The organism is Cylindrospermopsis curvispora GIHE-G1, from assembly GCF_014489415.1.
GTDB classification, from domain to species: domain Bacteria; phylum Cyanobacteriota; class Cyanobacteriia; order Cyanobacteriales; family Nostocaceae; genus Raphidiopsis; species Raphidiopsis curvispora_A.
On record NZ_CP060822.1, the window covers coordinates 1326174 to 1349518 of the forward strand.

General features: G+C 39.7%; 17 protein-coding genes. 10 read left to right on the forward strand and 7 right to left on the reverse strand.

Going from position 1 to position 23345, the window contains the following annotated elements; genetic code table 11:
* Nucleotides 1–175 precede the first annotated feature (175 nt).
* The gene (locus IAR63_RS06195) at nucleotides 176–1720 is read left to right on the forward strand and encodes an AAA-like domain-containing protein (RefSeq protein ID WP_187706969.1); all 1545 of its coding nucleotides are present in this window, start codon (nucleotides 176–178) and stop codon (nucleotides 1718–1720) included.
* A gap of 156 nt (nucleotides 1721–1876) precedes the next feature.
* The gene (locus IAR63_RS06200) at nucleotides 1877–3424 is read left to right on the forward strand and encodes an ATP-binding protein (protein WP_187706970.1); all 1548 of its coding nucleotides are present in this window, start codon (nucleotides 1877–1879) and stop codon (nucleotides 3422–3424) included.
* 84 nt (nucleotides 3425–3508) lie between these two features.
* Here IAR63_RS06200 and hpnH read toward each other — a convergent pair whose 3' ends face one another.
* The 3 genes from hpnH to IAR63_RS06215 are packed head-to-tail and all read right to left on the reverse strand — an operon-like array spanning nucleotide 3509 to nucleotide 5772.
* Complete coding sequence (hpnH, locus tag IAR63_RS06205; RefSeq protein WP_187706971.1) at nucleotides 3509–4525, reverse strand: adenosyl-hopene transferase HpnH; 1017 nt, start codon at nucleotides 4523–4525, stop codon at nucleotides 3509–3511.
* An 11-nt stretch (nucleotides 4526–4536) separates the two neighbouring features.
* Nucleotides 4537–5523 (reverse strand): hopanoid-associated sugar epimerase, encoded by a 987-nt coding sequence (gene hpnA / locus IAR63_RS06210; protein WP_187706972.1) that lies wholly within the window; start codon nucleotides 5521–5523, stop codon nucleotides 4537–4539.
* 48 nt (nucleotides 5524–5571) lie between these two features.
* Nucleotides 5572–5772 (reverse strand): hypothetical protein, encoded by a 201-nt coding sequence (locus IAR63_RS06215; protein WP_006278683.1) that lies wholly within the window; start codon nucleotides 5770–5772, stop codon nucleotides 5572–5574.
* A gap of 11 nt (nucleotides 5773–5783) precedes the next feature.
* Here IAR63_RS06215 and mnmE point away from each other — a divergent pair, with 11 nt between their 5' ends.
* Complete coding sequence (gene mnmE / locus IAR63_RS06220) at nucleotides 5784–7166, forward strand: tRNA uridine-5-carboxymethylaminomethyl(34) synthesis GTPase MnmE (protein WP_187706973.1); 1383 nt, start codon at nucleotides 5784–5786, stop codon at nucleotides 7164–7166.
* Here mnmE and IAR63_RS06225 read toward each other — a convergent pair.
* Nucleotides 7125–7508, reverse strand: coding sequence for an Alr5209 family pentapeptide repeat protein (locus IAR63_RS06225; RefSeq protein WP_187706974.1), 384 nt, complete (start codon nucleotides 7506–7508; stop codon nucleotides 7125–7127). The two genes, mnmE and IAR63_RS06225, sit on opposite strands and share 42 nt — an antisense overlap.
* Before the next feature lie 449 nt (nucleotides 7509–7957).
* On the opposite strand from IAR63_RS06225, the gene pflA reads away from it, so the two are divergent.
* The 5 genes from pflA (at nucleotide 7958) to IAR63_RS06250 (ending at nucleotide 17039) form a co-directional block, all read left to right on the forward strand.
* Nucleotides 7958–8704, forward strand: coding sequence for a pyruvate formate-lyase-activating protein (gene pflA, locus IAR63_RS06230; protein WP_187706975.1), 747 nt, complete (start codon nucleotides 7958–7960; stop codon nucleotides 8702–8704).
* Nucleotides 8705–8800: 96 nt separating this feature from the next.
* Nucleotides 8801–11419: a bifunctional acetaldehyde-CoA/alcohol dehydrogenase gene (gene adhE, locus IAR63_RS06235; RefSeq protein ID WP_187706976.1), complete on the forward strand. Its 2619-nt coding sequence runs from the start codon at nucleotides 8801–8803 to the stop codon at nucleotides 11417–11419.
* A 58-nt stretch (nucleotides 11420–11477) separates the two neighbouring features.
* Nucleotides 11478–13754 carry a formate C-acetyltransferase gene (gene pflB / locus IAR63_RS06240; protein WP_187706977.1) on the forward strand — a complete coding sequence of 759 codons (2277 nt, stop codon included), beginning with the start codon at nucleotides 11478–11480 and terminating at the stop codon, nucleotides 13752–13754.
* Between the two features lie 33 nt (nucleotides 13755–13787).
* Nucleotides 13788–14234, forward strand: coding sequence for a hydrogenase maturation protease (locus IAR63_RS06245; protein ID WP_096544141.1), 447 nt, complete (start codon nucleotides 13788–13790; stop codon nucleotides 14232–14234).
* A 36-nt stretch (nucleotides 14235–14270) separates the two neighbouring features.
* Complete coding sequence (locus IAR63_RS06250; protein ID WP_187706978.1) at nucleotides 14271–17039, forward strand: bifunctional acetate--CoA ligase family protein/GNAT family N-acetyltransferase; 2769 nt, start codon at nucleotides 14271–14273, stop codon at nucleotides 17037–17039.
* Between the two features lie 110 nt (nucleotides 17040–17149).
* Here IAR63_RS06250 and IAR63_RS06255 read toward each other — a convergent pair whose 3' ends face one another.
* Nucleotides 17150–18451, reverse strand: a complete 1302-nt coding sequence (locus tag IAR63_RS06255) for a TIGR02710 family CRISPR-associated CARF protein (RefSeq protein ID WP_187706979.1) — start codon at nucleotides 18449–18451, stop codon at nucleotides 17150–17152.
* 440 nt (nucleotides 18452–18891) lie between these two features.
* On the reverse strand, nucleotides 18892–19344 hold the full coding sequence (locus IAR63_RS06260) for a protein tyrosine phosphatase family protein (protein ID WP_187706980.1): 453 nt from the start codon (nucleotides 19342–19344) through the stop codon (nucleotides 18892–18894).
* Nucleotides 19345–19774: 430 nt separating this feature from the next.
* Here IAR63_RS06260 and IAR63_RS06265 point away from each other — a divergent pair, with 430 nt between their 5' ends.
* Nucleotides 19775–20440 carry a PAP/fibrillin family protein gene (locus tag IAR63_RS06265; RefSeq protein ID WP_187706981.1) on the forward strand — a complete coding sequence of 222 codons (666 nt, stop codon included), beginning with the start codon at nucleotides 19775–19777 and terminating at the stop codon, nucleotides 20438–20440.
* Nucleotides 20441–20447: 7 nt separating this feature from the next.
* On the opposite strand, the gene pgmB is transcribed toward IAR63_RS06265, so the two are convergent.
* Complete coding sequence (gene pgmB / locus IAR63_RS06270) at nucleotides 20448–22478, reverse strand: beta-phosphoglucomutase (RefSeq protein ID WP_187706982.1); 2031 nt, start codon at nucleotides 22476–22478, stop codon at nucleotides 20448–20450.
* Between the two features lie 506 nt (nucleotides 22479–22984).
* On the opposite strand from pgmB, the gene IAR63_RS06275 reads away from it, so the two are divergent.
* Complete coding sequence (locus tag IAR63_RS06275) at nucleotides 22985–23242, forward strand: HetP family heterocyst commitment protein (RefSeq protein WP_187706983.1); 258 nt, start codon at nucleotides 22985–22987, stop codon at nucleotides 23240–23242.
* Nucleotides 23243–23345 lie beyond the last annotated feature (103 nt).

Consider the following 23345-nt stretch of genomic DNA (forward strand, 5'->3'; position numbering starts at 1 on the left):
ATTATTTTAACCTGCATAGCACAAATCGTCAAGATTTTAGTGAACACTGAGATTTTACGTCGTGCTTCGCTGTTTTATACTGGTCGGGGTTTCATCCCGTCGCTAAAAGCGAGGGTCTTTACCCCGACATTCAAGATAAAATCGGTAAGGTTATTTTTAAAAACTCCTTCTCACCATGCCCAAACACTTTAATACTGCTGGTCCTTGCCAATCTGACATCCACTATATGCTCTCCCCAACGGTTCGACTACCGGATTTGAAAGCACTAATTGATGGTCGCAATTACTTTATCATTCATGCACCGCGACAAGTAGGCAAAACCACCGCTATGATAGCCCTCGCTCAAGAATTGACTGATAGTGGTCAATACACCGCCGTCATGCTATCCGTGGAAGTAGGATCAGGGTTTTCCCATAATCCCCAGCAAGCGGAGCAGGTTATTTTGGAAGAATGGAAACAGGCGATCAAATTTTACTTACCCAAAGAACTGCAACCGTCCTATTGGCCAGAGCGTGGAGCAGACTCAGGAATAGGCAAAACTTTAAGTGAGTGGTCTGGCCAATCTCCAAGACCTCTTGTAATCTTTTTAGATGAAATAGATTCCCTAACAGATGAAGCTTTAATCTTTATTTTAAGACAATTACGTTCGGGTTTTCCCCGTCGTCCCCAGGGGTTTCCCCATTCGGTGGGGTTAATTGGTATGCGGGATGTGCGGGACTATAAGGTTAAATCTGGTGGAAGTGAAAGACTTAATACCTCCAGTCCTTTCAATATCAAGGCTGAGTCTTTAACCCTCAGTAATTTTACTTTATCAGAAGTAGAAGAACTTTACTTACAACATACGCAGGCTACGGGACAGGTGTTTACCATAGAAGCGATCCACCAGGCATTTTATTTGACCGATGGACAACCGTGGTTAGTCAACGCCCTAGCTCGTCAAGCTACCCAGGTTTTGGTGAAAGACATTACCCAACCCATTACTGCTGAAGTCATTAACCGAGCCAAAGAAATTCTCATTCAGCGCCAGGATACCCATTTAGATAGCTTAGCAGAAAGATTACGGGAAGAGCGGGTCAAAACCATTATTGAACCAATTTTAGCAGGTGAAGATTTACCTGATGTACCCCAGGATGATATTCGTTATGTCCTGGATTTAGGACTGTGTCGAGACCGGGGACAGGGTTTGGAAATTGCCAATCCAATTTATCGGGAAGTTCTACCCTTGGTGTTAAGTTACACAACCAGAGCTTCCATTGGAGTTATTGAACCTCGTTGGTTAAATGAACAGGGGGAGCTATTACCCGATGAATTATTGGAAGCATTTCTGGAGTTTTGGCGACAACATGGGGAACCACTACTCAAAAGTGCGCCCTACCATGAGATTGCTCCCCATTTGGTATTAATGGCATTTTTACATCGAGTAGTAAATGGTGGGGGTACGTTAGAACGGGAATATGCCATTGGTTCTGGAAGAATGGATATTTGTTTACGCTACGGCAAGGTAGTGATGGGCATAGAGTTAAAGGTGCGGAGAGAAAAGTTGGATCCCTTAACCAAGGGTTTGACCCAACTGGATAAATACTTGGGTGGGCTAGGATTGGATACAGGTTGGTTAGTGATTTTTGATCGCCGTGCGGGATTACCACCCATGGGCGAGAGAATTAGTACGGAAGAGGTCATTAGTCCGGGGGGACGCACTATTACCGTTATTCGCAGTTAGTCGCGAAGCACTGGGTATGCGTCGCCATTGTTATTTAAATCATTAATTTTGGGTTTCATACTTCAACCCAACCTACGTTCATCTTATATTTAATTCCACCCACCTACTTAGGTTCTAGAATAAAGTTGTTAAGGTTATTTTTTCAAAACCTCCACCATGGCTAAACACTTTAACACTGCTGGACCATGTAAAGCTAACATCCACTATATGCTCTCCCCCACCGCTCGCCTACCGGAGTTAAAAGCGCTAATTGATGGAGAAAATTACTTTATCATTCATGCGCCGCGACAAGTAGGCAAGACCACCGCTATGATAGCTCTAGCTCAAGAATTGACTGATAGTGGTCAATACACCGCCGTCATGCTCTCTGTGGAAGTAGGATCAGGGTTTTCCCATAATCCCCAGCAAGCGGAGCAGGTTATTTTGGAAGAATGGAAACAGGCGATCAAATTTTACTTACCCAAAGAACTGCAACCGTCCTATTGGCCAGAGCGTGGAGCAGACTCAGGAATAGGCAAAATTTTAGGTGAGTGGTCTGGCCAATCTCCAAGACCTCTTGTAATCTTTTTAGATGAAATAGATTCCCTAACAGATGAAGCTTTAATCTTTATTTTAAGACAATTACGTTCAGGTTTTCCCCGTCGTCCCCAGGGGTTTCCCCATTCGGTAGGGTTGATTGGTATGCGGGATGTGCGGGACTATAAGGTTAAATCCGGTGGAAGTGAAAGACTTAATACTTCCAGTCCTTTCAATATCAAGGCTGAGTCTTTAACCCTCAGTAATTTTACTTTATCAGAAGTAGAAGAACTTTACTTACAACATACGCAAGCTACAGGACAGGTGTTTACCCCGGAAGCGATCCACCAGGCATTTTATTTGACCGATGGACAACCGTGGTTAGTCAACGCCCTAGCTCGTCAAGCTACTCAGGTTTTAGTGAAAGATATCACCCAACCCATTACTGGTGAAGTGATTAACCAGGCTAAGGAAATTCTGATTCGACGCCAGGATACCCATTTAGATAGCTTGGCAGAAAGATTACGGGAAGATAGGGTCAGGGACATTATTCAACCTATGTTAGCTGGTGAAGACTTAGCTGATACGCCAGAAGATAACTTACGATACGTGTTAGATCTGGGTTTATGCCGTCGCGATCGCGGGGGTGGACTGGAAATTGCTAACCCTATTTATCGAGAGATTTTACCTAAAGCTTTAGCCTCCGTGGCGATCGCCTCTTTAACTTCGGTGGAACCCAACTGGTTAAACCCTGATGGCACACTCAACCCTCAAATCCTATTAGACTCTTTTTTGGAATTTTGGCGACAACATGGGGAACCACTGCTCAAAAGTGCGCCCTACCATGAGATTGCTCCCCATTTGGTATTAATGGCATTTTTGCATCGGGTAGTGAATGGTGGTGGTACGTTAGAACGAGAATATGCCATTGGTTCTGGAAGGATGGATATTTGTTTACGCTATGGCAAAGTAGTGATGGGCATAGAGTTAAAGGTGCGGAAGGAAAAGTTAGATCCGTTAACCAAGGGTTTAACCCAACTGGATAAATACCTGGATGGGTTAGGATTAGATACAGGTTGGTTAGTGATTTTTGATCGCCGTGCGGGGTTACCACCCATGGGAGAGAGAATTAGTACGGAGGAAGCTACTAGTCCGGGGGGACGAACCATTACCGTCATTCGCAGTTAGGGCGATTGCCATTGTTGTTTAAATAATTAATGTTGGATCTTCCCCCCATATCTAGGGACAGGGGCTAGATCGCCCCATTTATGCTTATCTACCAAAAACAGTGCTGAGAGAACGAGCTATATTTTGTGGTTGCATAGCATCTATTGCTGCAGTTGGTTCATAACCACAATGCACCATACAATCGGCACATTTAGGATTACCACTGGCGTGCCCATACTTACTCCAGTCGGTCTGGTCTAGCAACTCTTGGAAAGTTTGATAATAACCCTCGTTTAATAGGTAACAGGGTTTTTGCCATCCCAAAACACTATAACTGGGACTACCCCAAGGAGTACATTCATAATCCTTCTCACCAATGAGAAAATCCAAAAACAGGGGGTTGTGATTGAAGTTCCAATTTTTCTTTCCTGATTGATAGGGGGCGAGAATTTCTCGGAATAATGCTCTAGTTTGTTCCCTTTGTAAAAAGTGATCTTGGTCTGGAGCCCATTCATAACTGTAACCAGGTGAAATCATCATCCCATCAACTTTCAAAGTTTCCAGAAAATCAAAAAACCCTTGCATTTCCTCCACATTACAACCAGTGAAAATGGTGGTGTTGGTTGTGACACGAAAACCCTGGGATTTAGCAGCACGAATTGCCGCTACAGCAACATCAAACACTCCTTTTCTATCCACACAGTGATCATGCCACTCTTTCATTCCATCTAGATGAACACTAAAGGTAAGATAGGGAGATGGTTTAAACTTATGCAGACTCTTTTCTAAAAGCAGTCCGTTTGTACATAAGTAAACGTATTTTTTACGATCTACTAAACCCTGGACAATTTGATCAATTTGTGGGTGTAATAGGGGTTCTCCTCCCGGAATGGAAACTACTGGTGCACCACATTCTTCCACTGCTGCAAAACACTGGTCTGGTGACAAGTTTTGTTTAAGAACTTCCGTGGGATGCTGGATTTTTCCACACCCTGAGCAGGCTAAGTTACAACGAAACAGTGGTTCTAACATCAAAACTAAAGGGAAGCGTTTTTTTCCTGATAGACGTTGTTTGAATAGGTACTTCCCAATATCCATCGCTTGTTGCAGATTAATTGCCATACGAAACCCCTCTAGTATTTTACATAACCATTAGACACAAACCAACGGACAGCATCTTGGAGCGCTACCTGAACAGAAGACTGGGGTAGTCCCAAGATGCGCATGGACTTGGAAGCATTATAATACATTGGTTGCTGTGCCATGCGAACTCCGTCTATAGGAACTGTGGGGGTTTTTCCCAAAGGTGCCAAAACCCTCTCTTCTATCCAAGCTACACTTAATGGGATAAAAGATGGTAGGGACAATTGTGGTGCTTTGATTCCTGTAATTTCTGATAGTATGTCTAGCAGTTCTTTTAAACTCAGATTTTCATTCCCTAAAATATAGCGATCGCCTGTTTTTCCCTTTTCTAGAGCTAGTAAATGTCCTTGAGCTACATCTCGCACATCAATAAAGTTTAAACCCGTATTTACGTAGGCTGGCATTTGCTGGCGCAAAAATCTGAGAATAATATCTCCTGTGGGTGTGGGTTTAATATCTAAAGGACCTATAGGACTGCTAGGATTGACTATTACTATGTCTTGACCTTCTTGAACAGCTGTTTTTGCCACCTGCTCTGCTAGAAATTTGGACTTTTTATAATCTCCTACTAGTTTGTTTAAGGGACTTTGGTGGGTCTCATCTACAATTTGTCCTGACTTTCCCACTCCTATAGCTGCTACAGAGCTGGTATAAACTGTCCGTTCAATTCCCGCTTTTTGAGCTGATCTTAAAATATTGCGTGTCCCTTCCACATTATGATGATATAATAGCTGGCGGTCTTTTTGCCACAGGGAATAATGAGCTGCTAGGTGAAACAGGTAATCACAACCCCGCATTTGCTCCCAGATTCCTGGGTCATTCAGATCCCCTGTCACTACCTCTATTTCTAAACCCTTTACGTTTGCTAGATTGCTATTTTTACGCACTAGTGCTGTTACTTTATATCCCGATTGCAGTAAACATCTAACTACGTGAGCACCTACAAAACCCGTACCACCAGTGACAAAAGCCCGCATATTATCCCCCCGTCGTAAATTTTGTATCTCTAGTTTAGATGTTAAATCTTAGGGATCCTCAGGAAAAACCCATTTGGGTGGTTCCATCATCTTTTTCCGCAGTCTCTCCTCAGCTATTTCTAACATTTTCTCGAGGGGAGTATCCTCAATGAATTTTGTTGTTGCTGCTCTATACTCAGTATGGGGACATTTGTCTCCTAGTATACAGCCATTAACACAGGCTTCGGCGCAATTAATTGTTGGTTCCATAGTTAGTTTTTATGACAAATTTATTATCTCATGCTGAGACGATCGCCGCTATAGCTACTGCTGTTGTTCCCCAACAGGGTAGTGTGGGTATTGTACGGGTTTCTGGTGACCGAGCAATGGCGATCGCCCACACTCTATTTTACACTCCAGGGAAACAGATTTGGGAAAGTCACCGGATTTTGTATGGGTTTGTCCGTCAACCTCAAACCAAACAGGTTGTAGATGAAGCTTTATTACTGATTATGAAAGCACCTCGGTCTTTCACCAGGGAAGACGTGGTGGAATTTCATTGTCATGGGGGAATCATACCAGTACAACAGGTATTACAGCTGTGTTTAGAACATGGTGCAAGATTAGCCCAACCGGGAGAATTTAGCTTAAGAGCTTTTTTAAATGGTAGATTGGATTTAACCCAAGCTGAAAGCATAGCTGATTTGGTGGGTGCTAAATCTCCCCAAGCAGCACAAACAGCACTAGCGGGTTTGCAGGGGAAATTGGCTCAACCGATTAGATCCCTACGGAATCAGTGCTTAGACATTTTAGCAGAGATAGAAGCCAGAATTGACTTTGAGGAGGACTTACCTCCCCTAGACCAGGAAAGAATAATTACTCAAATTAATCAAATTAGTGTGGAAATTGTTAGATTATTGAGCACTAAAGAGAAAGGTGAATTATTAAGAAGCGGTTTAAAAGTTGCTATTGTTGGTCGTCCCAATGTGGGAAAATCTAGTTTGTTAAATGCTTGGAGTCAATGCGATCGCGCTATAGTGACTGATTTACCGGGTACCACCCGGGATATAGTAGAGTCCCAGTTAGTGGTGGGGGGAATACCCATTCAAGTTTTGGATACTGCGGGAATTAGGGAAACAGTAGATCAGGTGGAAAAAATTGGGGTTGAGCGTTCCCGTCAAGCTGCTAACAGTGCGGATTTAGTATTATTGACCATTGATGCTACAGCAGGTTGGCAAAGTGGAGATGAAGAAATTTATCAACAAGTAAAACACCGTCCATTGATCCTAGTTATCAACAAAATTGATCTAGTGGAAGATTTAGGGGGTATATGTAGTCCAAACATAGAGAAAGCGGTGAAAACTGCTGCTGCTCAAAACCGAGGAATTGAAGATTTAGAGCAAGCGATTCTAGAAGTAGTACAAACTCAAAAGATTGTAGCTGGGGATCTAGACCTAGCTATTAATCAAAGACAAGCAGCAGCTCTAATACAAGCCCAAATGGATCTAGCACAAGTGCAAAAGACAATTGTAGACCAATTACCCCTGGATTTTTGGACCATTGATTTAAGAGGAGCAATTCACGCACTGGGAGAAATTACCGGAGAAGAAGTAACCGAATCATTATTGGACCGCATCTTTAGTAGGTTCTGTATTGGGAAATAGAGGATAAGGAGAGTTTTTATCCCAATCAGCATTATCTAACTTAGCACCCTGTAAATTAGCTTGGCGTAAATTTGTATAAAATAGCATAGTGCCCCGCAGATCTGCACCTTCTAAGTTCGCATCACTTAGGTCAGCATAGCTTAAATCGCATCCGCGCAAATTAGCCCTACTTAGATTGGCACTGCTCAAATCGGCATAACTTAAATCAGAACCCTTTAAATCCAGATTATGCAAATCAGCTTCCCTTAGTTGTGCATTTTGGAAATATCTGATTCCCCCCGTGTAACTTTTCACCAGTTCGTCAGGACTATTGATTGGACGTGGAGTACTTACTTCGGACATATAAAAGCCTCACATTTATAACTTTATGAAGATTTTGGTTTAATTTATTAATTTTTGCGGATGTTTCCTCACAAGTTCCTCAAATTTTCCCAGTAGTCTTAAGGTAAATCAAAAATCAATCAGGAGAATTTAGAATTTCTGATTGTTGACTACCTTATAATCGCAATTTTATCACATTCAGGAAAACTTAGGGGGTGCAAAATGTATCAACACTTAGAAATACCGGTAGGCGATTCAAATCTCTCTATGTCCTGCATACGGAATCACTCATGTACACCATCAGATGTTAAAACATTTAATTCAGTTGACTTTGGATCAAAAATAGTCACCGGTAATTGTTTTCCCACAGATAAAACACAAACAACTGCTAATATATAATTTTCCCTCCTTAGGATGAAACAAAATGGATCTTTTAATTTACCAATACATCTAATTGCATTATATATTCCATGAATGCCAGAACTTCTCAAATATTGGGTCACATTCACTCACTAGAAACCTGTGGTACAGTGGATGGGCCAGGTATAAGATTTGTCATTTTCACCCAAGGCTGCCTATTAAGATGTTTGTATTGTCACAATCCTGACACCCGTGACATGAAAACAGGAAAAGAAATAACTGTAGGAGAACTAGTCACAGAAATAGAAAAATATAGGTCCTACATGAAATTTACTGGTGGGGGAGTTACCATTAGTGGTGGTGAACCCTTATTACAACCGGAATTTGTCCGAGAGGTTTTTCGTCAGTGTCAAAAATTAAACATTCATACTGCCTTAGATACTTCTGGATTTCCCGATTTAACCACCTCCAAGTCCGTACTAGAATTTGTAGACCTAGTTTTATTAGACATCAAGTCTTTTGATCCTAACACCTATCTTCATGTTACGGGAGTTTCCATCGAACCAACCTTGAGATTTGCGGAATATTTACAAGAGATTAATAAGCCAACATGGATAAGATTTGTTCTAGTTCCCCATGTGACAGATGGTCATGAAAACGTCCGTCAACTAGCAAAGTATGTATCCCAACTAACCAATGTGGAAAAAGTAGAAATTTTACCTTTTCACAAATTAGGTGAATACAAATGGCATGAACTAGGATATCACTATGAACTGGGGAATACTATTCCTCCTAGTCTGGAAGAAATAGAGAAAGTCAAAGATATTTTCAAGCACTATGGAGTTAAAGTGGAATGAATCGGATTTTTAAAAACAAATCAAGGAACTGACACCCATTTTTCCATACCTAAGTTGACAACCTATATAGCTCATAAATTTACTAAAGTTACCACCATGTATACAACTCAAAAAACTACAAACCCAGTCAAAACTTCAGAAGATCTACAAATTCTCATTCAAGAGGTTAAAACAGCTCAAGCCAAATATGCCGAATATAGCCAAGAACAGGTAGATCACATTTTTAAACAAGCTGCTCGTGCTGCTAATGCGGGGAGAATACCCCTGGCCAAAATGGCAGTAGAAGAGACAGGAATGGGGGTTGTAGAAGATAAAGTAATTAAGAACCACTTTGCCTCCGAATATATCTACAACAAATACAAAAATGAAAAAACCTGTGGCATTATCGAAGATGATAAACAGTTTGGAATTCAGCGAATTGCCGAACCTGTGGGCATATTAGCAGGGATTGTACCCACTACCAACCCCACCTCAACTGCTATTTTTAAAGCCTTACTGGCTCTTAAAACCCGTAATGGGATAATCTTTTCACCCCATCCTCGTGCCAAAAAATGCACAATTGAAGCGGCCAAAATAGTTCTGGATGCTGCAGTAGCAGCTGGAGCTCCTGCAGGAATTATTGGATGGATTGATGAACCAACAGTAGCATTATCACAACAGTTAATGCAGCATCCCCAGATAAATTTAATTCTGGCCACTGGTGGACCTGCAATGGTGCGTGCAGCTTATTCTTCAGGTCATGCTTCCTTGGGTGTGGGTTCCGGTAATACCCCAGCGGTAATTGATGAAACTGCCCATATTAAAATGGCGGTCTCTTCAATTTTGATTAGCAAGACTTTTGACAATGGCATGATTTGTGCTAGCGAGCAATCCGTAATAGTTTTAGATGATGTTTACGAAGATGTGCGACAAGAATTTTTCAGCCGTGGTGCTTACTTCTTAAATGACCTAGAAAAGCAAAAAATTAGAGATTTAATTTTCATTAACGGTCGGTTAAATCCAGAAATAGTTGGTCAATCTGTAGCCAAATTGGCTCAAATGTCTGGACTAGATATAGCTAAAGAAGCTAAGGTTCTAATTACAGAAGTAGATGAAGTGGGCACCCAGGAACCATTATCTTATGAGAAACTTTCCCCCATTTTAGCTATGTACCGAGCCAAAAATTTTCTGGAAGCTGTAACTATAGCTGAAAAATTAATTGAGTTCGCTGGACTGGGACACACCTCTGTCCTTTATACAGCACCAGAAAGACGAGATAGAATTACAGAATTTGAAAATACCCTGCGCACTAGTCGAGTGTTAGTTAATACACCTTCATCCCAGGGTGCAATTGGTGACTTATATAACTTTCGTCTTGATCCCTCCCTTACTTTGGGTTGTGGTAGTTGGGGAAACAATTCCGTTAGTGATAATGTGGGTCCCCGTCACCTGATCAACATCAAAACTGTAACGGAAAGACGGGAGAATATGTTATGGTTTCGGGTTCCTCCAAAAGTATATTTCAAATATGGCTGTTTACCAGTTGCACTAGGGGACTTAAGAGGGAAAAGTCGGGCTTTGATTATTACAGATCAACCATTATTTGAATTGGGCATCGCAACTAAAGTCACCAGTGTACTGGAAGAAATTGGCATTAAAACCCAGGTGTTTTATGATGTGGAACCTGATCCATCTTTAACTACGATTCATAAAGGACTAGGTCAAACTAATGGTTTTCAACCAGATGTAATTATTGCAGTTGGTGGTGGTTCCCCAATGGATGCAGCTAAGGTGATCTGGTTAATGTATGAACATCCAGAAACGGAATTTGATGGTTTAGCGATGCGGTTTATGGATATTCGCAAACGAGTCTATGAACTACCCAGTTTGGGACAAAAAGCCATATTTGTCGCCATTCCGACCACATCAGGAACCGGTTCAGAAGTGACACCGTTTGCAGTGGTGACGGATGATCGGACGGGAATCAAATATCCTTTAGCTGATTATGCGCTAACACCTAATATGGCAATTGTGGATCCGGAATTAGTGCTCAATATGCCTAAATCACTAACAGCTTATGGTGGAATTGACGCGCTGACCCATGCCCTTGAATCCTATGTTTCTATCTGCGCTTCTGAATACACTAAGGGATTGGCTTTAGAAGCAATTCGACTACTGTTTAAATACTTACCATTTGCTTATAAAAATGGAGGTAAAGATACTAAAGCTAGAGAAAAAGTTCATTATGCAGCTACAATAGCTGGCATGTCGTTTGCAAATGCTTTTTTGGGCATATGTCATTCCCTTGCCCATCAACTAGGTGCCCGGTTCCATGTTCCCCATGGGTTGGCTAATGCTTTGATGATTTCCCATGTGATTCGCTACAATGCAACCGATGCACCTTTTAAACAGGCTATTTTTCCCCAATATGAATATCCAAATGCCAAGTGGCGCTATGCCAAAATTGCAGACCACTTACATTTGGGAGGTGCTACGGAAGATGAGAAGGTAGATCTATTAATTGCTGCTGTGGAAAAACTGAAACAGGATGTGGAGATTCCAGCAACTATTAAGGATGTGATTAAAACCGATGAAAAAACTTTCTACGAGAAATTAGAAATAATGGCTGAGCAAGCATTTGATGATCAATGTACAGGTGCTAATCCCCGTTATCCACTGATTAGTGATTTACAGGATTTGTATATCAAGGCCTATTGGGGAAATTTGGGTCAATAAATAAAGAAGGGAAATGGGGAATATGTGAGAATTGAATTAGATGACATTGGAGGTAATTATGATAGCAAATGTAGAACATTCAACGCAAAATATATCCGACAGTAATTTACATCCACAGTGGCAAGATTTTTGTGGTGGTAACTGGAATGAACAAATTAATGTTCGGGATTTTATTCAATGTAATTATCAACCCTATACGGGAGATGATAGCTTTTTAACTGCTCCAACTGAACGCACTCAGAAATTATGGACTATGGTCTGTGATTTGATGAAATTAGAGCGAGAAAAAGGAATCTTAGATGCTGATACTAAAGTGCCATCAAATATTGTTTCTCATGCTCCCGGTTATATTGATTCTCATCTAGAGCAGATTGTGGGGTTACAAACGGAAAAACCCCTAAAACGAGCTATTATGCCTTTTGGTGGTATTCGGGTGGTAAAAAACTCCTTAGAATCCTACGGTTATCACCTTGATGCTCAAACGGAAGAAACATTCACAAAATATCGTAAAACCCATAATGATGGTGTTTTTGACGGTTACACCCAAGAAATGAAATTGGCTAGACATTCTGGGATTATTACTGGATTACCAGATGCTTATGGGAGAGGAAGAATTATTGGTGATTATCGTCGGGTAGCATTGTATGGAGTTGATCGGTTAATTCTGGATAAAAAAGAACAGTTAGCCTCATTAGAATCAGATGATATGCTAGAGTCTACAATTAGACTACATGAGGAACTTGTTGAGCAAATTCGAGCCTTAACAGAATTGAAAGTTATGGCTAATAGCCACGGATTTGATATTAGTTTACCTGCTGCTAGTGCTAAGGAAGCTGTACAGTGGACATACTTTGCTTATTTGGGTGCTGTTAAAGAACAAAATGGTGCAGCTATGTCCTTGGGTAGGGTTTCTACATTCCTAGATATCTACTTTCAGCGCGATTTAAAAAATGGGATTCTGACAGAATCTGAAGCTCAGGAAATCATCGATCATTTTGTAATTAAACTGCGGATGGTAAGGTTTTTAAGAACGCCTGAATATAATCAATTATTCTCCGGTGATCCCACCTGGGTGACAGAATGTATTGGTGGAATGGGTGAAGATGGTAGGACTCTGGTGACAAAAACTAGTTTCCGATTTCTCCACACCTTATCTAATTTAGGCACTGCACCAGAACCAAATTTAACTATCTTGTGGTCACAGGATTTGCCGATTAACTTTAAACATTTTTGCACCAAAGTATCTATCAATAGTAGTTCCATTCAGTACGAAAATGATGATCTCATGCGCCCAGAATATGGGGATGATTATGGCATTGCTTGTTGTGTTTCTGCCATGAGAATTGGTAAACAAATGCAATTTTTTGGAGCCCGTGCCAACTTAGCAAAGGCTTTATTATATGCTATCAATGGTGGTAAAGATGAAAAAACTGGGCAGTTAATTGTTGCAGGTTTTGATGCTATTACTTCAGAATATTTAGATTACTCAGAAGTAGTAGCTAAGTTTGACAAAATCATGGACTGGTTAGCTAGGTTATATGTAAATACCCTCAATGTCATTCACTATATGCACGATAAATACTGTTATGAACGTTTGGAAATGGCGTTACATGATCGTGATGTTTATCGAACCTTGGCTTGTGGAATTGCTGGCTTATCCGTAGTAGTAGATTCCCTTTCAGCAATTAAATATGCCAAAGTCAAGGTAATTCGAGATGAAAAAGGCTTGGCAATAGATTATGCTATTGAGGGGAATTATCCTCAGTTTGGTAATAATGACCATCAAGTTGACGAAATAGCTGTCAATCTTGTTCGCAGTTTTATGGATAAACTGCGTCAACAAAAAACCTATCGTCAAGCAGTACCAACCCAATCAATTTTGACCATTACCTCCAATGTGGTTTATGGCAAAATAACTGGTAACACCCCTGATGGGAGAAAAGCTGGCGAACCTTTTGCTCCCGGAGCAAATCCCCTACATGGTAGAGATACAAAAGGAGCGATCGCATCTTTAGAATCGGTAGCCAAACTTCCTTATCAACATGCTCAAGATGGAATTTCTTACACATTTTCCATTGTTCCTGATGCTTTAGGCAAAAATTCCCAAGACAAAATTAATAATCTTTGTGGAATGTTGGATGCTTATTTCTACAATGGTGGTCATCACATCAATGTCAACGTTCTTGACCAAGACATACTTGTTGATGCTATGGAACATCCAGAAAAATATCCTCAACTGACAATTCGCGTTTCTGGATATGCTGTAAATTTCATTAAGTTAACTCGGGAACAGCAATTAGATGTGATTAAACGGACATTCCACAAAAGCATTTAACATCCAACAATTCTGATAAAAAAGGTAAAAACTATGGGAACCGCAATAGTCATTGGTTATGGTAACGAATTATTTGGTGATGACGGAATAGGACCACTAATAGCCAAAGTGATACAAAGGTGGCGTTTACCATGCGTCCAATCACTTGCGGTTCACCAGTTAACACCTGAACTAGCTGAACCCATAGCTAATTCTCGATTAGCAATTTTTGTAGACACTTGTATTAATTCCCTGTATAATCAGGTTCAGGTACAATCACTATTGCCATCACCGCTGAATTCCACTCACACCCATAGCAGTGATCCACAATCTCTACTAACTTTATCTCAATTTCTCTATGGTAATTGTCCTTCCGCGTGGTTAGTCATAGTCCCAGGGGAAAAATTTCAATTGGGTGACCCTATTTCACCCCTGGGAAAAAAGGCCATAGGGATCGCCCTCAATAAAATCACTCAAAAACTAGACAAATTGGTTCATTGATTGAGGTGAATACATGTTAAAAAACAAGGAGCAGTCATGGAAGCATCTATCCCCTTGAGATTAGATAAAGCATCTGATATATTGCGCACAGAGAAAACCAGTGCACTAGATGGGATCTTTGCACCCCAAACCGTAGCAGTTATTGGTGCAAGTGAAAAACCTGGGAGCGTGGGTAGAACCTTGTTATGGAATTTAATTACCAATCCCTTCAATGGTACAGTTTTCCCCATTAATCCCCATCGTCATAGTGTACTGGGTATAAAAGCCTATCCAACAATTTCTGATATTTCCGAAAAAATTGACCTAGCTGTAATTGCTACTCCTGCACCCACAGTGCCAAAAATTATTGCCGACTGTGTGCAAGCAGGAATCAAAGGAGCAATTATTATTTCTGCTGGTTTTAAGGAAGCAGGTGAAAAAGGAATTGCTTTAGAGAAAGAAATATTATCTGTAGCACAGGGAGGAAAGATCAGAATTATTGGACCAAACTGTTTAGGAATGATGAATCCCATTTCTGGTTTAAACGCTACCTTTGCTAGTAAAATGGCCCAACCAGGGAGTGTGGGTTTTCTGAGTCAAAGTGGTGCATTATGTACATCAATTTTGGACTGGAGTTTACAGGAAAATGTAGGTTTTAGCGCCTTTGTTTCCCTAGGTTCAATGTTAGATATTAGTTGGGGAGACTTAATTTATTATCTAGGAGACGATCCCCACACTAAAAGTATAGTTATTTATATGGAATCAATTGGTAATGCTCGTTCTTTTTTATCAGCAGCACGGGAAGTAGCATTAACCAAACCAATTATAGTAATTAAAGCAGGTCGTACAGCAGCAGCAGCAAAAGCAGCAGCTTCCCATACGGGGTCATTAGCAGGAAGTGATGCGGTTTTAGATGCAGCATTCAAAAGATGTGGAGTATTAAGGGTTAATAGTATTTCTGATTTATTTGATATGTCAGAAGTATTAGCAAAACAACCTTATCCTCAAGGTCCTAGATTAACCATTCTCACCAATGCGGGTGGACCGGGAGTATTAGCGACGGACTCATTGATAGAAAGTGGGGGAGAACTAGCAGCAATTTCTCCCCAAACTATGGAAAATTTAAATCATATATTACCTCCCCAATGGAGTCATAATAACCCCATAGATATTTTGGGAGATGCGGATCCACAACGTTATACAAAAGCCTTAGAAATTGCCAGTAAGGATACCAATAGTGATGGTTTATTAGTAATTTTGACTCCTCAAGCTATGACTGATCCCACCAAGATTGCTGAGGAATTAAAGCCCTATTCTCAAATGCAGGACAAACCTATTTTAGCCAGTTGGATGGGTGGAGAGGATATTGCAGAAGGGCAAAAAATTCTCAACCTTGAGGGTATTCCCACATATTCCTATCCTGATACTGCTGCTAGGATATTTAGTTATATGTGGCGCTATAGTTATAACTTAAAGGGGATTTATGAAACTCCCGTATTACCCGCATTGGAATGTGATAGTAATACTCGCAACTGTGGTTTAGTGACAACTATTATTACAGAAGCTAGAAAGGCGGGAAGAACAATTTTAACTGAATTTGAATCCAAGGAAATTTTAGCAGCTTATGGCATTCCAGTAGTGGGAGGAACCATTGCCAAAAGTGCACAAGAAGCGATAGAATGGGCGGAAAAAATTGGCTATCCTGTAGTATTAAAATTGTATTCCCATACAATTACCCATAAAACGGATGTGGGGGGAGTTCAGTTAAATTTAAGAAATGCTGAATCAGTAAAAAAAGCCTATCATTTTATAGAAACCTCAGTTTTAGAAAAAGCTAGACCAGAGGATTTTTTAGGTGTAACCGTACAACCCATGGTCAAAACTAATGGGTATGAATTAATTATTGGTAGTAGTCTGGATCCCCAATTTGGTCCAGTATTATTATTTGGCACCGGAGGACAATTGGTAGAAGTCTTTCAAGATAGTTCTATTGCTCTACCACCCCTAAATACCACCCTAGCACGTCGGATGATGGAGCAGACTAAAATTTATCAAGCTTTAAGGGGGGTCAGGGGTAGACAAAGTATTGATATGCAAGCTTTAGAGGAACTGTTAGTAGTCTTTAGTCATTTGGTAGTAGAACAACCGTGGATTAAAGAAATAGATATTAATCCTTTATTAGCAATTCCCCCCACACCCGATCATCCAGGTGGTTTAATCGCATTAGATGGCAGAATAGTATTACATCCAGCTGAGATGGAAGAGCAGCAATTACCTAAATTAGCAATCCGTCCCTATCCCCATCAATATGTGTCTAATTGGAGATTGAAAAATGGTAGGGAGGTGATTATTCGTCCTATTCGTCCTGAGGATGAACCATTGATGGTCAAATTTCATCACACATTATCGGAAGAAACTATTTATTTTCGTTATTTTCATCTAATCAAATTAAGTCAAAGAGTTACCCATGAAAGACTGACCAGGATCTGTTTTATTGATTATGACCGGGAAATGGCCTTAATTGCTGAACAGGAAGACCCACATACTCAACAGAAGGAAATTTTAGCAGTAGGAAGATTAAGTAAATTACATGGTAGTAATAGTGCGGAATTTGCCATGCTGGTCACTGATGGTTACCAGCGCAACGGGTTAGGTACAGAAATTCTCACAAGGTTAATGGAAATAGCCAAGAATGAGAAAATATCTGTGATTTTTGCTGAGATCCTAGCAGAAAATATAGCCATGCAGAAGGTATGTCAAAACTTGGGTTTTGAGATTTTTCCAACTGAGGATGGAACCATCTTGAAAGCAGAAATCTATCTATAACTGGGTGGGTGGAATTAAATATAAGATGAACGTAGGTTGGGTTGAAGTATGAAACCCAACACCCGCATGGGTCTCGTTCCTCCACCCATCCTACAAATAATTGTGCCTCCCTAATTACTAAGATCTGACATCGAGGTTGGAAATTGAGGAGCTCGCTTTTGGGATTTATTTTGATTTACGGAACTAATCCCAGATTTAATAAAGTTCACAAATACTTGTTTAACTTTTTCATATTCCTCCAATTTTATTGGTTTAAATCCATGAGCAAATAATGAGTTATTCCTCACTTCTAGAGCATCGATAATTCTATTTGAATGTTCCATATATATTTTACCCATAGGATCGTTAAGTTCACTTAGAAGTTCATAACTACTCCGTAAACCTATCTGGATTTTCCCCTTGGTTAGAGAACGTTTTTCCGAATATTTGTCCCGTAAATTTTCCGGTATTTTCTCAATATTAACCTCTTCTGTTTTTAGATCATATTCTTTTAATAAACGAATTTGAGCCAATAATTCCAAAGCACGATAAAGCCTACCTACAGCATCATCATAACGTTCTTGTTTGGCACGCCTTTCTGCATTTAATATTAAATCTTCAACTATTTCATAACCGTGTCCCTCAGTGGTATTAGTAGCATCATATTTATCATCTATTTGTTTTCTGCTCCTAATTACTCGCTTGAGAAATATAACTAGATCTTTGATTACAGGATTTTTCATTTGAGGTTCTAGTAAATTTAATGCTTCTCTATGTTCAAATTTATCCCATTTATCTAAACCTAAGCAACTAGTATGTAAAAGTCTAATTTCGTACTTCTTGTCAGTTGGTAACTCCCAGGATATTAGTAGTCGGTTTACTTCAGCAATAATAGCTGGGTAGTTATATTGATCCAATAAAATTGGTAAAAATTTCTTAATAGTCTGATCTGCAACTATAGGTCCTATACTAGTTTTTTGTGTACCTTCACCTCGTTCAACTCTATTAATGTTTGTGCGAAGAGCTGTGGTTACGTACAGTTCAAGTTCATAGTAAATAGATGCTATTGCTAGACCTATGGACATAGATTTAGTACCACCTGTATAATCGGCTTTTATTACAGTATTTGAGATATTCTTCTTCAAATTCTGAACATATAATGCCACCTCACGATAGCATTCTTGTAGGTTATCAGGATCTTTTATGACAATTAGATCCCTATCCGGTTGAAATTTGTCACCTAATTCTAGTTGCGTCGGAATATTTGGTAGTCTTTGCGAATTTTCTAGAATTTTTACCTGGCTACCTACTACTTGAGATTTACTATCTTCAGAACAAATAAAAACTACTCTGTCAGGTTTCAGCATCTTAATAGCCGTAACAATAGGTTGATGAGATCCACCGACTGTAACTAATAAAATTTCTGTCTGCATTGCATTTTCACCTTAAGTATCGAAAGTTAAATCTCTAATAAATCCCGCAATTATTCGGATTTATAAGTCTTCATAGTATATCTTATATTACAAATGTGTTTCTAATGTCAAGTTTATTTTACACCGAATAAGTACCAGAAAAGGCTTTGATTAAAACATCATAAATATAGTTTAGCTACCAAGGGATAGCACAAGGTAAATAGTCAACCCCCATGGGGAAAAAAATCGGTGCGCGGGTACATAACCTGAAGACTGTCCGTGGGGGAGACCGGGAATCAATTCCCTTACCCGACAGCTCAAGTCGGTTAAAACCGACTAGTTTTGTCATGTTGTAGATTGGGTTGAGAAAATCCAATCTACAAAACTGAAAAAAATTTCTACCCAAATCTAAACTTGGGTAGGTTTAGGTAAGTTTATAACAGCAGTCTGTCACTATGGACTTACACTTGCAAATCAGGTTTAGATAGTTGTTTGATTTTTGTTAAATAATGATGAATTTGAGGATGGGTTGGGTCAATACCCAAATCAATAGCTTTTGCTACGATCACTGCATCTTCCCAATTTTCTTGATCAGCCAAAGCAATTAAAGCTGTAACAGAAGCACGTCCACCTGCGCCACAGTGAAAATATATTGGAGTTGGCAGATCAACTATCTCTGTCAGTAAGTGATCTATCTTCTCTCCATTAGACGAATTAGATTCTAAAGGTAAGTTGACATACTCCAGACTGTTGCTTTTCGATAGTTCTTGTTCATTGCTTAGAGACCCTGTTTCATCAGGCGATCGCAAATTTACAATAGATTTAACTCCCTGACGAGCAAGCTGGGCTAAATCCTCTGGTGAAGGTTGTGCCCCCACCCAAAATTTTTCACTAATTTGCCGAAAATTACTCATTAAACCACTAAAAGTTGATAGAGTTTTCGATTTTTTATTGTAGCATCGCTGAACAATGGCCGATCCCCCGTCAATCTTCTATCCCATTGATCAAGCTAAAACGTATTGCTAATTACTACTTCCTCATATGGCAATTGACCACCACGGGATTGAGCTGGTTTGATCGTAATCATCATTGTAATAACTCGATTTACTTTTGTAAACTACAGTAAGTTGTGAAAGGATTTGACTAATCTTGTCTCAAGGGGTGCAACTATTCCCGTTTATGGCAATATTTAAGGGGAGCGATCGCATGGTTACATTGACATATTGGGGATAAAATGTCAATATATAGAAAGTCGGTTAAACCCGCCCTGGGATGCTTCATCTCTCGCTTATAAAGATAATAATTTTGCAATTTCCTACTTCTCCGTAAGTTAACTACTATTCTATGAATTATCAAACAGTTAAAGAACAATTACAAGCGTTAATTGAATCACTACGTGAGTCACTGACTAAACAGAACGGTGGTCAGCCCATGGGTGCCCCAATTACTAATATAAAGATAGAGGAGAATCAAGCATTCCGAATGGAGGAGTTGACGGTTGAACTAGAAAGACTGAATCCCAATCCTCAACCCCTGCGCAATGCTATTAATCTACTTAATGGAGCTTGGAAGTTAGAATACTCCACAGCTAGGGAAATTAGGGTTTTAGATTCTCTCCCCCTGGGACTACAGGTAGGTCAGGTATTTCAGGTGATTAACGTAGCACAAGCAGAATTTTTCAATCTTGCTAAGGTGAAACACCCATGGAAAATTGTCTCTGGTGGTGTTAAGGTAACAGCTAGATTTGAAGCAGATTTGGATAACTCTGGTTTACCTAATCAACGTATCAATGTCTATTTTGATAAACGTTATTTAGCCATTGATGAAATTTTGGGTATTAGCACTCCCATGCTCAACCCATTGAACGTTGCACCCGCTAATAATCCTAAAGGAAGAGTTCCCAGTCTGGATATTACTTACCTGGATGAAAATTTCCGAATTGGTAGGGGAGGTGATCAAGGTCTATTTATTTTACAAAAGACCAATGATATCCAGAATATCAATTTTTGACCTGTTGTCAAGCAAGATCTTGTAATTTCCTTTGCAGTTTTTCCCAGGTCATACCCACCAAATTGGGTACTACAATGTGGGCACTCCCTACCCTTTCCGGTGATCCTATTCCTACTACCCACATACCCGCAGCTAGGGCTGCGTCTATACCTAATGCTGCATCTTCAAATACTACACATTGTCGCGGAATAACTCCTAATTGTTGAGCTGCAAATAGAAACAAATCAGGTGCTGGTTTTGGTTTGCTTACATTATAACCATCTGTAATAGAATCGATTTCTTCCCCAATTCCTAGTTTCTCTACAAGTAATCGAGCATTTTTGCTAGAGGAACCTAAAGCTATTTTTAAACCCACCCGACGTAGATCATCTATTAGGTATTTGACTCCCGGGAGTAAGTTGTCAGGGGTAATATTTTGTATGAGTTGAATATAATATCTATTTCTGCGATCCATCATCTCCCTTAATTGTAATTCTGAATATTGGCGATCGCCTATTATGGAAATTAAAAAATCCCAATCGGAGATTCCTAGCAGACTTTCATGAATTTCCCGGTTAAAAGGTATTTTTTCCCCATTGGCTAATTTTTGCCAAGACTGGTAGTGATATTCATAGGTGTCTATCAACACTCCATCCAAATCAAAAATAATCCCCCCTATGGGACGAGATTTTTTTTGAGTAACTATTCCTGAGTGTAAATCAAAACTATGCCATTTACCATGCCAGTATAATTTAAACTGTAATCTTGTCCAACCTGGGGGTAAATGGGGATAAGCGACGGGTTGATCATCGATAAATTGAATACCTCCAAAACCAAAAACTACAGCTTGCCAAACAGCACCTGCGCTAGCGCCATGAATACCATCTATGGTATTTCCCATAACTTCTTCTAAACCTAACATTGCTGTTTGCATAAACCTTTGATATACTTGATTGGGTTTAGCCAAGTCCTCTGCTAAAACATGGTAGCGATAATTTAGTAGATTACGAGCTATGATTGGTTGGGTAAAGATCAGAAATGGCAAGATAAAAATTTCTGTGTCCCAAAAAACATGACTGTGATGGAAAAAAGTGGAAATGGTTTTAGCTGGTATGCTGACTTTATCATCGTAACGAGAAACAGCAATTAGCATTTGAAAAAGATTATAACGGACAGCAAAAGCTGCTTTACTATCCCCCTCAATCAAAATATCACTTTGTTGCCAAATTTGATTCCATTCTTGTTGATTAGCATTACGTAGGGTAACGTAGTCTGGAAGATAATAGAGTTTAGACTTTGCAGCTAATAGTGGATCTGGAACATCTCTTGAGGTAAATAGGGTGATAATCTTCTCAATGGTGATGGTCTGATTTGGTGAGCACCTAAAAGTTGCACTAATACTGGGATAACTAGGAGCACCATTGACTTGCGAATGGCCCTCTACTCCCAAAAGACTAATTTTTCCCGCTATTCCTATATCAAGTCGACTTTGACGATTACGACTGTGTAACCAGAATCCCTGGTCTAGCTTTCCTTGCTCTAGTCCTTCCCAATGATTAAATCCCCTGTTTTCTGGATACCCATTAATCCCACTTTGCAATTCAATTCTACCATAAAAGTCTAAGAAAGTTAAAATGCAACGTTGACACAGTACATGCTGATCTGCCATGCTAGCAAATCTTTCAAAATAGATATCTATAGTCTTACCACTGGGACTGCGCCATTGCAAAGAACGACTCAGAATTCCGTGACGCAAATCAAGTTCCCGATTGTACTGTAGTATTTTACCTTGATCTAGACCAAAGCGATCGCCCTCAATTGTAATTACTAATGGTAGACAATCTGGACAGTTAGCCATTTCTGTGTGAACCGGATCATAAAACTCATGAATAAAGGTAGCAGGTGAAGCACGGGGATAACCTTCTTCAAAACTACCTCGTGTCCCTAAGTACCCATTACCAATAGTGAAAATAGTTTCTCTAGTATGTAGTTGTTCTGGTCTAAAATTAGTTTCAATTAAAATCCAATCTGTGTAGATAAAATCTTGATTTTTTTCCATTTTTTAGTCAAAAACTGCTTTTTTAGGATCATTATATTCAGGAGCAATAAAATTCAAATAGTGAACGTTTTTGCCAACAAAATCACTGATATGCTGAATATATAGAAGCTTTCTATTTAAGTGGGGAGGCACAATTATTTGTAGGATGGGTTAGCGGTAGGTAACCCATGCGGGTGTTGGGTTTCATACTTCAACCCAACCTACGTTGATCTTATATTTAATTCCGCTCACCCACTTACATTGAGTCAATGTAAATAAATTATTAAAGTAATTGCATCTGACTCAAGTATGAAAATATTACTTCCTCAAATAATTCTTGAAGTATAAGCTTGAGGATTGTGACTTTTGATATAATTTGCCAGAGTGGCTAAAAAAAACCAAAAAACATAGTATTCTACATATCATCACAATTGTTTTCCTATTAAATCAAGACTTCTCTTGGATGGCTAAATCTTTCAGGTAAAAATTTAGATCCCATATCCGACCAAAATAATATCAGGGCTATTATGAACTACTCAACTTCCTCCACTAGTAATTTCGAAATTCCGATTACCCCAGAAGAACTCAATCACATACTTACTGCTATTTCCAATGGTAGATATTCTTGGGCTTGTGTCCTTATTTTAAGATCTATGGGTTACAATCCGCTTCACTATATACCTCAGCGTACCTATAGTCGAATCGCTAAAGAAAACAACCCAGTGGTCAGCACAGCTATTCCCACCCCACAAGAAGCATTGGAGACAATCAATAGTCATTCTTAACAATCTCCGGTAAAAACCTATGAAATCTTTTGGTGCGAAACCCGTATAGAATCCATTTAGGCTATCGCACTGATTTTACATTAAATTACTCTCTATCCTCACA